The sequence below is a fragment of the Streptomyces sp. ATLC9 genome (assembly GCF_057196705.1).
The window spans coordinates 1-12,477 of sequence record NZ_JBXUOY010000160.1 but is presented as its reverse complement, the minus strand read 5'-3'; the positions used below and the strand labels follow the sequence as shown (position 1 = coordinate 12,477).

At 75.3% G+C, this 12,477-nt stretch carries 9 protein-coding genes and 1 pseudogene; 4 read left to right on the top strand and 6 right to left on the bottom strand.

The features are described from left to right. The 5 genes from AC2CJA_RS17075 to AC2CJA_RS17055 all read right to left on the bottom strand — a co-directional run. On the bottom strand, positions 1–1,463 hold a 1,463-nt coding region (locus tag AC2CJA_RS17075), incomplete at its 3' end, for a DEAD/DEAH box helicase (protein ID WP_484603549.1). Between the two features lie 277 nt (positions 1,464–1,740). Continuing rightward, positions 1,741–1,944 carry a cold-shock protein gene (locus tag AC2CJA_RS17070; protein WP_093656524.1) on the bottom strand — a complete coding sequence of 68 codons (204 nt, stop codon included), beginning with the start codon at positions 1,942–1,944 and terminating at the stop codon, positions 1,741–1,743. A gap of 338 nt (positions 1,945–2,282) precedes the next feature. Continuing rightward, entirely contained in the window at positions 2,283–3,455 is a 1,173-nt protein-coding gene (locus AC2CJA_RS17065; protein WP_484603548.1) for a S1 family peptidase, read from the bottom strand. Positions 3,456–3,672: 217 nt separating this feature from the next. Further along, the gene (gene gndA / locus AC2CJA_RS17060; protein WP_484603550.1) at positions 3,673–5,118 is read right to left on the bottom strand and encodes an NADP-dependent phosphogluconate dehydrogenase; all 1,446 of its coding nucleotides are present in this window, start codon (positions 5,116–5,118) and stop codon (positions 3,673–3,675) included. Between the two features lie 115 nt (positions 5,119–5,233). Continuing rightward, positions 5,234–6,970, bottom strand: coding sequence for a bifunctional 3'-5' exonuclease/DNA polymerase (locus AC2CJA_RS17055; protein WP_484603547.1), 1,737 nt, complete (start codon positions 6,968–6,970; stop codon positions 5,234–5,236). Between the two features lie 230 nt (positions 6,971–7,200). Here AC2CJA_RS17055 and AC2CJA_RS17050 point away from each other — a divergent pair, with 230 nt between their 5' ends. Next, positions 7,201–8,373, top strand: coding sequence for an acyl-CoA dehydrogenase family protein (locus AC2CJA_RS17050; RefSeq protein WP_484603546.1), 1,173 nt, complete (start codon positions 7,201–7,203; stop codon positions 8,371–8,373). Positions 8,374–8,520: 147 nt separating this feature from the next. Here the strand turns inward: AC2CJA_RS17050 and AC2CJA_RS17045 are convergent, their stop codons facing one another. Beyond that, positions 8,521–8,922 (bottom strand): hypothetical protein, encoded by a 402-nt coding sequence (locus AC2CJA_RS17045; protein WP_484603545.1) that lies wholly within the window; start codon positions 8,920–8,922, stop codon positions 8,521–8,523. Positions 8,923–9,128: 206 nt separating this feature from the next. Here AC2CJA_RS17045 and AC2CJA_RS17040 point away from each other — a divergent pair, with 206 nt between their 5' ends. From AC2CJA_RS17040 to AC2CJA_RS17030, 3 genes and pseudogenes are all read left to right on the top strand, one after another. Beyond that, complete coding sequence (locus AC2CJA_RS17040) at positions 9,129–9,569, top strand: Lrp/AsnC family transcriptional regulator (protein WP_484603544.1); 441 nt, start codon at positions 9,129–9,131, stop codon at positions 9,567–9,569. A gap of 69 nt (positions 9,570–9,638) precedes the next feature. Beyond that, the gene (locus AC2CJA_RS17035) at positions 9,639–11,288 is read left to right on the top strand and encodes an amidohydrolase (protein ID WP_484603543.1); all 1,650 of its coding nucleotides are present in this window, start codon (positions 9,639–9,641) and stop codon (positions 11,286–11,288) included. A 550-nt stretch (positions 11,289–11,838) separates the two neighbouring features. Next, positions 11,839–12,477, top strand: a pseudogene (locus tag AC2CJA_RS17030) (apolipoprotein N-acyltransferase); the annotation flags it as partial.

The following is a 12,477-nucleotide window of genomic DNA, read 5'->3' as shown; positions in this document are numbered from 1 at the left end:
GGGCGCCCCCGGCGCCCGCGGGAGGCGCCGGACGCACCGCCGCGGCCGGCGGAACCGCCACGGCCGGAAGAACCTCCGCGGGGCCGCTGGGGACGCTGCGCCCGCTCGACGGGCGGCGCGGCGAGCACCACGGGAACGCCGGAGGGCTCCTTCGCCCCGGTGATCCGGACGAGTTCCTCACCGGTGGAGCGCACCGGGGTGACCCGGGGCGACACACCGGCGGCGGCCACCATCCGGTCGACCTCGCGGCGCTGCTCGGGGGTGACCAGGGTGACGACGCTGCCGGACTCCCCGGCCCGTGCGGTACGGCCGCCGCGGTGCAGGTAGTCCTTGTGGTCGGCGGGCGGGTCGACGTTGACGACCAGGTCGAGGTTGTCGACGTGGATGCCGCGCGCGGCGACGTTGGTGGCCACCAGGACCGTGGCCTGCCCGTCCTTGAACTGCTCCAGCGTGCGGTTGCGCTGGTTCTGCGACTTGCCCCCGTGCAGCGCGCCCGCGCGCACCCCGCTGGCCAGCAGTCTCCTGACCAGCCGGTCCACGGCGCGCTTGGTGTGCACGAACATGATCACGCGCCCGTCGCGGGCGGCGATGCGTGTGGCGACGGCGTTCTTGTCGTCGGTGCTCACCCGCAGGATGTGGTGCTCCATCGTGGTGACCGCGCCCGCCGGCGGATCCACGGAGTGGACCACCGGGTCGGACAGGAAGCGCCGCACCAGCCGGTCCACGTCGCGGTCCAGGGTGGCGGAGAACAGCATCCGCTGGCCGTCCGGGCGCACCTGGTCCAGCAGGGCGGTGACCTGCGGGAGAAAGCCCATGTCGGCCATCTGGTCGGCCTCGTCCAGCACGGTGGTGCGCACCTGGTCCAGCCGGCAGTCGCCGCGCTCGACCAGGTCCCTGAGCCGGCCGGGGGTGGCGACGACCACCTCGGCGCCGTTCCTGAGCGCGGCGGCCTGGCGGCCGATGGACAGACCGCCCACGACCGTTGCCGTCCGCAGCCGCACCGCCTTCGCGTACGGGGTGAGGGCGTCGGTGACCTGCTGGGCCAGTTCCCGGGTGGGCACGAGCACCAGGGCCAGCGGGCGGCGCGACTCGGCGCGGTGCCCGGCGGTGCGGGCGAGCAGCGCCAGACCGAAGGCGAGGGTCTTGCCCGAACCGGTCTGTCCGCGGCCCAGGACGTCACGGCCGCCGAGCGAGTCGGGCAGGGTGGCCGCCTGGATCGGGAACGGCGCGGTGACGCCCTCGCGCCCCAGGGTCTCCAGCAGCGGGGCGGGCATGTCCAGTTCGGCGAACGAGGCGGCCGGGGGCAGCCCGGGGGTGCCGGCCGGCGCCATGGGCTCCTCCCGGCGCGTGGCGCTCCCGCGGCCGGGGGCCGTCTTCTGCGCGGGGAGTCGCGCGGGGGCCTGGGAGCGGGAGGGACGGCGGCGGGCGGGGCGGGTGGAACGGGTTCCGGAATTCTGGTTCACGCGGGGTGGGACCTTCCTCGGGGCGGCGCGTGCCGGGGAGGCTCCGCGGTGCGTGAGCGGGCGGAGAGTCGCGGGAACGAGCCGGTGGAAAAGCGGATCGCGCTGCTGCGCGGGAGAAACCGGCCGGACGGGCCGGCGAGACGTGGCGAAGGGGGCGTGCGGCGGGGCGGCGGTGTGCCCGCGGGCCGGAACGCGGCACGAGCCGGGGCCCGCACCCTGTGGTGCGGGCCCCGGCTGCTGGTGGTGCTGCGCGTCGCGTTCGCCGAACGCGGCGGGGTCAGGCGGGGAGGATGTTCTCCGCCTGCGGGCCCTTCTGGCCCTGGGTGACGTCGAAGGTGACCTTCTGGCCCTCGTGGAGCTCGCGGAAGCCCTGGGTGGCGATGTTCGAGTAGTGCGCGAAGACGTCGGCGCCGCCGCCGTCCTGCTGGATGAAACCGAAACCCTTTTCCGCGTTGAACCACTTCACGGTGCCAGTAGCCATACTTTTCTCTCCTCCAGATAGGGGCAGTGCAGGAAGTCCGCACTGTGCGGACTTCCGTGTCGCCGCAATGAGACCCCGCCGGAAGAGCCGGAAAAACAAAGGCGCCTGAAGGTCACAAACCGTCAGGCGCGCACAAAGTTCATGGGTACCAAAACTGCAACGTGGTCCAACGTAACACAGATCCGCCCCCGGCGGGCGGCCGGTGGAACCGGACCGGTGTCGGGGCCGGGGCGGGGGCGGGAGGACGGCGGGGGGGGCCCCCCGGGGGGGGGCCGGGGCCCCCCCCACTCCGCGCACTCCCGGGCGCGGCGCACAGGGAACGGACGGTGGGGACGGTGTCAGGCGGTGTGCAGCGTCAGGCCGTACACCGACAGGATCTCGTTGACCGGCTGGAACCACGTCTCGCCGCCGCCGGAGCAGTTGCCCCAGCCGCCCGAGGTCACGCCCTGGGCCTGGTCGCCGCTGACGAACGAGCCGCCGGAGTCGCCGGGCTCGGCGCAGACGCTGGTCTTGGTCATCTGGTGGACGGCGCCCTGGCTGTAGTTGACCGTCTCGTTCTTCGCCAGCACCCGACCGCAGTGCCAGCGGGTGGTGGAGCCGGAGCGGCAGATCGAGGCGCCGACCGGAGCCTCCGCCGAGCCGCGCACCAGGACGTCGGGCACCGTCCCCCAGCCCAGCACCACCGGAACGGTCCACCAGCCGTGGCCGGTCCTCACGAAGGCGTAGTCGTTGCCGGGGAAGGACGAGCCCTGGAAGGTGCCCATCTGGGAGCCGTCCCAGCCGCGCACCGACGCGCCGGCCCGCCCGCAGTGTCCGGCGGTCACGAAGCCGCCGTGCACCGAGAAGCCGATGGAGCAGCGGGCGCTGCCGGTGTAGTACGGGTCGCCGCCGACGACGCCGGCGGCGAAGGTGCGCGGCGCCCCTCCGGTGCTCTCGCGCACCTCGACGGGGCCGGCCTTCCGCGCGCCGGCCAGGAAGCCGCGCACGGCGGGGTCGTCGTCGGCGCCCTTCACGAGCTCGACCACCACGCTGTTGGCCCGGGGGTCGACGTACCAGCCGCTCACCCCCTCCGGCGCGGCCTCGCGCTCGGCCCGGGCGTCGATCCGCTCCTTGGCGGCGTCCAGTTCCCCGGCGCTGTGCTCGACCACCCGCGCCTCGGCGCCCGCGGCCCGTACGGCGGCGGCTCTGCCCGGGGCGGTCACGCCGACGACGAGGTCGCCGGTGCGGGCGTCGAACCAGGAGCCGGCGAAGGCGGAGCCCGCGGCCCGCTCGGCGCCGGGAGCCACTTCCATGGCCGTCGCCTCCTGCCGCAGCCGCTCCCGCGCCTGGCGCTCGGTCAGCCCGAGGTCGCGCTCCATGGCGTCCACCAGCTCCGGTGCGGGTGCGCCGGCCCGGGACTCGGCCGGGGAGGGGGAGGGAGAGGCGGAGGCGAGCCCGCTCCCCGTGGCGGTCAGGGCGCCCAGCGCCAGTAGCGCGGACAGGCCCGCGCGCACACCGATCCTGCGTCGCATGACGGTTGTTCTCCTTCTGTCGGCTCTACCTGATGAGGTCGAGGTGGGGTCGGACAGCGGAGACGTGAGAGCGCTCTCAGGTCTGGTCCAGGAGAGCGTAGAAGGGATTTGAAGTCATGTCCATACCAACCCCTTCGGCGGACGGCCCGGCTTCCTCGCCTCAGCGGGAAGCCGGGCCGCCGGGTAGCCGGGCCCTCTGACCGCCCGACCGCCGGGGTCAGCCGTCGGTGCGGATCTCGGAGCGGTCCCGGCCCCACAGGGTGTGGTAGGTGCCGGGCCGGTCGGTGCGCCGGTAGGTGTGGGCGCCGAAGTAGTCGCGCTGCGCCTGGGTGAGGGCGGCGGGCAGCCGGCCTGCGCGCAGGGCGTCGTACGAGGCCAGCGCCGCCGAGAGGCCCGGCACGGGGACGCCGTACCGGACGGCGGTGGCCACCACCGCCCGCCACGCCTCCTGCGCGGCGCCGGTCTCATCGGCGAACTCCGTGTCGGCCAGCAGTGTGGGCAGCGCCGGGTCCGCGGCGTACGCGGCGCGCACCCGGTCCAGGAAGGCGGCACGGATGATGCAGCCGCCGCGCCAGACGGCGGCCACGGTCCCCAGGCCGATGTTCCAGCCGTACTCCTCGCTCGCCGCCCCCATCATGTTCCAGCCCTGGGCGTAGGAGGTGATCTTCGAGGCGTACAGGGCCTGTTCGACCTGGTCGGCGAAGTGCGCTGCGTCCCGCTCGCCCAGTGGGGGCCGGTGCGGGCCCGGCAGGCCGGCGGCGGCCTCGCGCAGGCCGGTGTGCCCGGACAGGGAGCGGGCGAAGACCGCCTCGGCGATGCCGGAGACCGGCACGCCCAGGTCCAGGGCGGTCTGCACCGTCCAGCGGCCGGTGCCCTTCTGCTCGGCGGCGTCGGCGACGACGTCGACGAAGGGCCGCCCGGTGGCCGCGTCGGCGTGGGCCAGCACCTCGGCGGTGATCCCGACGAGGTAGGAGTCCAGACGCCCGGTGTTCCAGGTGCGGAAGACCTCGGCCACCTGGGCCGGGGTGTACCCGGCCACGGTGCGCAGCAGGTCGTAGGCCTCGGCGATGAGCTGCATGTCGGCGTACTCGATGCCGTTGTGCACCATCTTCACGAAGTGCCCGGCGCCGTCGGGCCCGATGTGCGCGGTGCAGGGAGCGCCGTCGGGGGCCTTGGCGGCGATGTCCTCCAGCAGCGGGCCGAGCGCGGCGTACGCCTCGTCCGAGCCGCCGGGCATGATGCTCGGCCCGTGCAGGGCGCCCTCCTCGCCGCCGGAGACCCCCGCGCCGACGAAGTGGACGCCGCGCTCGCGCAGCGCCTCCTCACGGCGGCGGGTGTCGGCGAAGTGGGCGTTGCCGCCGTCGACGAGGATGTCGCCCGGCTCCAGCAGCGGCGCGAACTCCCCGACGACGGCGTCGGTCGCCTCGCCCGCCTTGACCATCACGACCAGGCGGCGCGGCCGCTCCAGCGCTGCGACGAGCTCCCGCGGCGTCCCGGCGGGTACGAAGTCGCCCTCCCCGCCGAACTCCTCCACCAGTGCCCTGGTCCGGGCGCCCGTGCGGTTGTGCACGGCGACGGTGTAGCCGTGGCGGGCGAGGTTGCGGGCCAGGTTGCGGCCCATGACGGCGAGTCCGGTGACGCCGATCTGCGCGGTGCCGCTCATCGTGTCGCTCATCGTGCGACTCCTCGGGAAACGGGGATCGAAGAGGGAGAGGCCGGGTGGGGCCGGGAAGGACGGTGTACCCCGGTGCCCCGCGATGACCCCCGAAGGCCCCCGCTCACTTGGCGTCCGCGTAGCACTCCACCACGGCCGTGGTGAACGGGAAGCGCACCGGGATCTCGCCGAACGCCGCGACGGCGGCCCGCCCGCCCGCCGCGCGGACGGCGTCCGCCACCGCGCCCGCCTCCTGTGCCGGGCAGTGCACGATCACCTCGTCGTGCTGGAAGAACACCAGTTCGGCGCGCGTCCCGGCCAGGGACTGCCGCAGTGCGGCCAGCACCAGCAGCATCCAGTCGGCACCGCTGCCCTGCACCACGAAGTTGCGGGTGAACCGTCCGCGGGCCCGGGCCGCGCCTCCGCCGGCCGGGCCCCGCGCGTCCGCCTCGGGAGGGCCGATCCCGCCGTCCCCGAAGTCCGCGTCCCCGGCGGCCGAGGGCGGACAGGTGCGGCCCAGCCAGGTTCGCACCAGCCGGCCCTCCTCGCCGGCGCGTGCCGCCTCGTCCACGTACGCCACCGCCGCCGGGTAGCGGCGCCGCAGATCCGCCAGGTGCCGCAGGCCGTCTCCCGAGGTCTGCCCGTACACCGCGCCCAGCAGCGCCAGCTTGGCCCGGTCCCGGTCGCCGCCGAACGCCCGGTCCGACAGCACCGAGTACATGTCCCGGCCGCTTCCGGCCACCTCCATCAGCCCCCGGTCGCGGGAGACGGCGGCCAGCACCCTGGGCTCCATCTGATCGGCGTCGGCGACCACCAGCCGCCAGCCCGGGTCGGCGATCACCGCGCGCCGTACGACCCTGGGGATCTGCAGCGCGCCTCCGCCGTTGCTCGTCCAGCGGCCCGTGACCGAGCCGCCGGGCACGTACTCGGGACGGAATCGCCCGTCGCGCACCCAGGTGCGCAGCCAGGACCGGCCGTGCGCGGTGTGCAGCCGGTACAGCGTCTTGTAGCGCAGCAGCGGGGCAACGGCCGGGTGATCGACCTTCCGCAGCTCCCACGCCCGTGTCGAGGGCAGCCGGATCCCGGCCCGCGCGAACGCCCTGACCACGTCCGCCGGCAGGTCGGGCCGCACCCGCACACCCGGTCCGAAGGCGCGCGAGACCTCCTCGGCCAGCTGAGCCAGCCGGGCCGGCTCGCCGCCCGGATAGCTCTCGCCCAGCAGCTCACGCAGCAGCTCCCGGTGGACGTCCGCCCGCCAGGGCACCCCCGTGCGGTTCAGCTCCGCCGCCACCAGCGTCCCCGCGGACTCCGCCGCCAGCAGCAGCCGCATCCGCTCCGGGTGCCCGGCCTCCTCCACCCGCCGCAACTGGTCGGCGTACACCTCCAGCAGGGCGGCGAGCGGGTCCGTGCCCCGCGGCAGCGGCACCGGGCCCGGCGCGAACAGCGACGGCTGCTGGTCGGCCGCGGGCAGCGGCGGGTCGTCCGGCACCGGCGCCCGGTGCAGCCGCGCCCAGGCCGCCGCCAGTGAGCGCGGCTCGCCCCACCGCCCCTCGTGGCCCAGCAGCAGCGCCTCGCACGCCTCGGTGTCATGGCAGCGCTCCACCCGCACCCCGGCCTCCAGCAGCCGCGGGTACACCTGCCCCGTCGACCTCCACACCCAGCGGGTGACCGAGCCGGACGCGGTGCGCTCCGCCACGGCCCGCGCCACGTCCGGCTCGGCCTCCACCGGGCCCGCCGCACGCCCCCGTCCGTCCACCGGGCACAGCAGGGCCGTGCCCTCGGCGGTCACCGCCACCGCCCAGCGCACCGCGCACTCCCGCTCCCGTCCGCTCCTCAGCCCGGAGCCGTGGCCGTTCCGCATACGGTGGAGTGTGGCAGCGGGGACCGACAACCGAGGGTGACCGCAGGCCGCGATCCTCGTCCCGCGGTGACGCCGTGCCGCCGATCGGGCATACTCCAATCGCCACAGCCGCTGGTCAGCCACTCTCGTAACCCGGGGGACGGCATCGGCCGGTACCACCACTTCCCGGTGGCGGCGCACCACCCCGAGCGCCCGCCGCCGCAGCCCCCGACAGGGAGGAGAGCGCCGCGATGACCCAGTACGGCCCCCAGCCGGTGGAACGCCGGATGCCCACCGAGGAGGCCCGCGATCTCCTCACCCTGGTGCGTGAACTCGCCCAGCGCGAGATCCGGCCGGCCGCGGCCGAGGAGGAGGAGAGCGGCCGCTTCCCCCGCGGGACCTTCACCCTGCTGTCGGAGTCCGGCCTCCTCTCGCTGCCCTACGGCGAGGAGTTCGGCGGCGGTGAGCAGCCCTACGAGGTGTACCTGCAGATCCTGGAGGAACTGGCGGCGGCCCGGCTCACCGTGGGTCTGGGCGTCAGCGTCCACACCCTCGCCTGCCACGCGCTCGCCCACTACGGCTCCAAGGAGCAGTGCGCCGAGCACCTTCCGGCGATGTTCGCCGGCGGGCTGCTGGGCGCGTACTGCCTGTCCGAGCCCTCCTCCGGCTCCGACGCCGCGGCGCTGCGCACCCGCGCCGTCCGTGACGGCGACGACTGGGTGCTCGACGGCACCAAGGCGTGGATCACCCACGGCGGCATCGCCGACTTCTACACCGTCATGGCCCGCACCGGGAAGGAGGGGCCGCGCGGCATCACCGCCTTCCTCGTCCCCGGCGACACCGAGGGACTCAGCGCGGCCGCCCCCGAGCGCAAGATGGGGATGGGCGGGTCGCCGACGGCCCAGGTCCACTTCGACGGGGTCCGCGTTCCCGACAGCCGCCGGATCGGCGAGGAGGGGCAGGGTTTCGCCATCGCCCTGGACGCCCTCAACTCCGGCCGGCTCGGCATCGCCGCCTGCGCGATCGGCCTCGCCCAGGCCGCCCTCGACGAGGCCCTGGCCTACACCGCCGGGCGCGAGCAGTTCGGCCGCCCCGTCTCCGACTTCCAGGGCGTGCGGTTCATGCTGGCCGACATGGCCACCCAGATCGAGGCCGGACGCGCGCTGTACCTGGTCGCGGCGCGCCTGCGCGACGCGGGGGAGCCCTTCGCCCGGCAGGCCGCGATGGCCAAGCTGTTCTGCACGGATACGGCCATGAAGGTCACCACCGACGCCGTACAGCTGCTCGGCGGCTACGGCTACACCCGCGACTACCCGGCCGAGCGCCTGATGCGGGAGGCCAAGGTGCTGCAGATCGTCGAGGGCACCAACCAGATCCAGCGGATGGTCATCGCCCGTCACCTGACGGGGCCCGAGAGCCGCTGAGGGCGCCGGGGGCCGCCGAACGGCCCCCGGGACACGGGCCGTCGGCCGGATCGTCGGCGCGTCCGTGTCCTCCCGGGCCGGTCCCGCTCCACCCTCCCGCGGTCCTCGGCGAGGCGGTGCCGGGAACGGCCGGGGCGGCGCGGGCCGTCAGTGGCGCGGGTGCCGCCCGTGCGGGACGCGCATCGGGTGCGCACCCGGGCCGCCCGCGTGGGAGAACGGCTGCATCCGCCAGTGCAGTCCCTCGGGCAGCGTCAGCAGCGTCGCGGCGTCCCGCTCCCGGGTCTCGTGCTCCGGTCCCTCGGGCCCGGCGTCCTCGACCGGACGCCCCGAGCCCCGGCACACCGTCAGGCCGAAGGGATTCCACGGAGTCGGGCACAGGGCGTGCTCGGGGAGGGTCTCCTCGTCCGCCAGCAGTGCTATCGGCTGTGCGCAGTCCGGGCAGACCACCCGGAAGATCTCGTAGGTCTCATAGGCCTCGTCGGCCTCGGCACTCTCCTCGTGGGCCTCGGTGTCCGGGTGACCGGCGTGGAGCGACTTCACCTTGCGCATGCAAATCCCCCTTGGACGGGCTGCCGGGCGTCCGATCGAGGGAGCCCCGGCCACAGCAAGCATTTCCCTCCGTTGTCCGTCCGTAATCTCCGCACCCTCCCGGACACGGGAGCACAGGTGTGGCGTTCGTCACACATCCGCGCCCCGGGGGCGCCGAAGGGCCGACCGGTGTGCCGTGGCGCGCCCGGCGCAGTAGGTTGCCTGTCGTGGAGGAGCTGGATCGTCGCATCGTGGAATTGCTCGTCGGTGACGGGCGGATGAGCTACACCGACCTGGGCAGGGCCACCGGCCTGTCGACCTCGGCGGTGCACCAGCGCGTCCGCAGACTGGAGCAGCGCGGTGTCATCCGCGGCTACGCGGCCGTCGTCGACCCCGAGGCCGTCGGGCTGCCCATGACCGCCTTCATCTCGGTCAAGCCGTTCGACCCCAGCGCACCGGACGACATCGCCGACCGGCTCGCCGAGGTGCCCGAGATCGAGGCCTGCCACAGCGTCGCGGGCGACGAGAACTACATCCTCAAGGTCCGGGTCGCCACCCCCATCGAGCTGGAGCACCTGCTGGCGCGCATCCGCTCCCTGGCCGGGGTCTCCACCCGCACCACCGTCGTGCTGTCCACCCCCTACGAGGCCCGGCCGCCCCGCGTGTGAGGGCCGCGCCCGCCGCGTACGGGTGACCCCGGCGGCCGGGAGCGGCGGGGGAGGGGGAGACTGGCAGCCATGAGCGACAGCACGGGTCCTCTCGACCACCCCGACCGCCCCCGCACCGTCCTCCTGCGCGGAGGCGAGGTCCACAGCCCCGCGGACCCCTTCGCCACCGCCATGGTCGTCGACGGCGGCGGCATCGCCTGGGTCGGTTCGGAGGGGGCCGCGGACTCCTTCGCCGACGGCGTCGACGAGGTGGTCGACCTCGACGGCGCGCTCGTCACCCCGGCCTTCACCGACGCCCACGTCCACGCCACCGCGACCGGCCTGGCGCTCACCGGACTCGACCTGGCCGGCGCCGCCTCACCGGCGGAGGTCCTGGACCGCGTACGGGAGCACGTCCGCGCCCGCCCCGGCGACCGGGTCCTGCTCGGCCACGGCTGGGACGCGTCCGCCTGGCCCGGGCAGCGGCTCCCCTCCCGCGCCGAGCTCGACGAGGCCGCAGGCCGGCGGCCCCTCTACCTCACCCGCGTCGACGTCCACTCGGCGCTGGTCACCACCGCGCTGCTCGACCTCGTCCCCGGTGTCGCGCGGCTGCCCGGCTACGCCCCCGACGCCGCGCTGACCGGTGACGCCCACCACGCGGTGCGCGCCGTCGCCCACGCCTCCGTCACTCCCGCCCAGCGCACCGACGCCCAGCGCGCCGCCCTGCGCCACGCGGCCTCCCGCGGCATCGGAACCCTCCACGAGTGCGCGGGACCGGAGATCTCGGGCGAGGAGGACCTCACCGGCCTGCTGGAGCTGGCCGCCGCCGAGCCCGGGCCCCGCGTCCACGGCTACTGGGCCGAGCACATCACCTCGCCCGAGGACGCGCGGCGGGTGCGGGAACTCGGAGCCCTCGGCGCCGCGGGCGACCTCTTCGCCGACGGCTCCCTGGGCTCCCACACCGCCCACCTGCACGAGCCGTACGCCGACGCGGACCACCGCGGCAACGGCCACCTGGACGCCGACGCCGTCGCCGCCCACGTCGCGGCCTGCACCGAGGCCGGGATCCAGGCCGGCTTCCACGCCATCGGCGACGCCGCCCTCACCGCCGTCACCGAGGGCGTGCGCGCGGCCGCCGAGCGAGTCGGCCTGGAACGGGTGCGCGCCGCACGGCACCGTGTCGAGCACGCCGAGATGCTGACCGGGGCCACCGTCGCGGCCTTCGCCGAACTGGCCCTCACCGCCTCCGTCCAGCCTGCCTTCGACGCGGCCTGGGGCGGCGAGGAGGGCATGTACGCCCGGCGCCTGGGCCGCGAACGCGCCCGCACCCTCAACCCGTACGCCGCACTGCTGCGCGCCGGTGTGCCCCTGGCGCTCGGCTCCGACAGCCCCGTCACCCCGCTCGACCCCTGGGGCACCCTGCGCGCCGCCGCCTTCCACCGCACTCCCGAGCACCGGATCTCCGTCCGTGCCGCCTTCACCGCCCACACCCGCGGCGGCTGGCGGGCGATCGGCCGCGACGACGCCGGTGTCCTCGTCCCCGGAGCCCCGGCCGACTACGCTCTCTGGCGCACCGGCGACCTGGTGGTGCAGGTGCCCGACGGCCGGATCGCCGCCTGGTCCACCGACCCGCGCTCGGGCACTCCGGGCCTGCCCGACCTCGGCCCGGACCGTCCGCTGCCCGTCTGCCTGCGGACGGTGGTCGGGGGACGGACGGTCTACCAGCACCCGAACGGGTGATGAGAGGCGGGGCCGTACCGCCGAACGATGCCCCGCGCTCCGCCGCCTCACGGCGGCCTGCTCGGCACTGACCTGCTGCTTTGGAGAAACGCCGCAGGTCGTGAGGGTGTTGACAGGCGGCGGCGGTCGACGGGTAGGTTCGGCCGGGTCCACCACAGGATGTCCGACCGGGGATCCTCCGCGCGCAGTCGTCGAACGAGCTGGGTCATGGGCGGTGCGTCGCACCGGCGTACGGCCGGGAGCCAGATCCAGCGTCCGCGGCACGGGGACGGAGGGATCCCGGCTGATCGGCGGGTGCGACCCGGGTGGGGGCCCGGAGGCTCAGTAGACAACGACTTTCGGCCGGTCCGCAGCCAGCGGATCCCAGGTCGGCCCGAAGGGCGCCGGGCCCCGATTCCGAGAAGGCCCCGCCCGCCCCGCCCCCTTCCGCCGGGGGCTGCCCGCCCGCCCCTGTAAGGAACCCCGCGTCCTCCACCCCGGCCCCACGGGAGCCGTCCGGCGTTGTACGGTCGGGCTCGTCACCGCACGAGCTGCAAGAAAGGCCGCGACCGTGCCATCGGGTCCCGAAACCACCGCCGATGCCGAGACCGGCGGCGCGGCCGCCGACCGTCCGGAAGAACCACCGCCCCCCCGCCCGGCCGCCCCGGCCGGGCCCCGGCTGCCCGTGCGCCTGGCCCGGTCGGCGCGCCGGGGCGCGTGGCGTACGGCGGGCGCGGTGGCGAGCGGTGCCGCCCTGGCCGCCGCCTTCCCCCCTTACGGCCTGTGGCCGCTGTCGGTCGCCGCTCTCGCCGCTCTCGCCCTCCTCACCCGGGGGCGTACCGCCCGCCAGGGGGCCTGGCTCGGTCTGGCCATGGGTCTGCCGTTCTTCTTCGTGCTGCTCAAGTGGCTCCACGTCATCGGCTGGGACGCGGTGCTCGGCCTGTCCCTGGTCGAGTCGCTGTTCTTCGTGCCGATGGGCGCCGCGCTGGCCGCGACCTCGCGGCTGCCGCTGTGGCCACTGTGGGGAGCCTGTCTGTGGGTCGCCCAGGAGTGGGCGCGCGACCGGATCCCCTTCGGCGGCTTCCCCTGGGGGCGGCTGGCCTTCGCCGTCACCGACTCGCCGTTCCTGCCGCTGGCCGCCCTGGGCGGCGCGCCCCTGGTGACCTTCGCCGTCGCGCTGACCGGTACTCTGCTGGCCGCCGCTGCCGCC

Excerpts from the sequence above, each read along its gene's own strand:
- AC2CJA_RS17070 (WP_093656524.1), bottom strand. The coding sequence starts at position 1,944 with ATGGCTACTGGCACCGTGAAGTGGTTCAACGCGGAAAAGGGTTTCGGT.
- AC2CJA_RS17065 (WP_484603548.1), bottom strand. The coding sequence starts at position 3,455 with ATGCGACGCAGGATCGGTGTGCGCGCGGGCCTGTCCGCGCTACTGGCG.
- gndA (WP_484603550.1), bottom strand. The coding sequence starts at position 5,118 with ATGAGCGGCACCGCGCAGATCGGCGTCACCGGACTCGCCGTCATGGGC.
- AC2CJA_RS17055 (WP_484603547.1), bottom strand. The coding sequence starts at position 6,970 with ATGCGGAACGGCCACGGCTCCGGGCTGAGGAGCGGACGGGAGCGGGAG.
- AC2CJA_RS17050 (WP_484603546.1), top strand. The coding sequence starts at position 7,201 with ATGACCCAGTACGGCCCCCAGCCGGTGGAACGCCGGATGCCCACCGAG.
- AC2CJA_RS17045 (WP_484603545.1), bottom strand. The coding sequence starts at position 8,922 with ATGCGCAAGGTGAAGTCGCTCCACGCCGGTCACCCGGACACCGAGGCC.
- AC2CJA_RS17035 (WP_484603543.1), top strand. The coding sequence starts at position 9,639 with ATGAGCGACAGCACGGGTCCTCTCGACCACCCCGACCGCCCCCGCACC.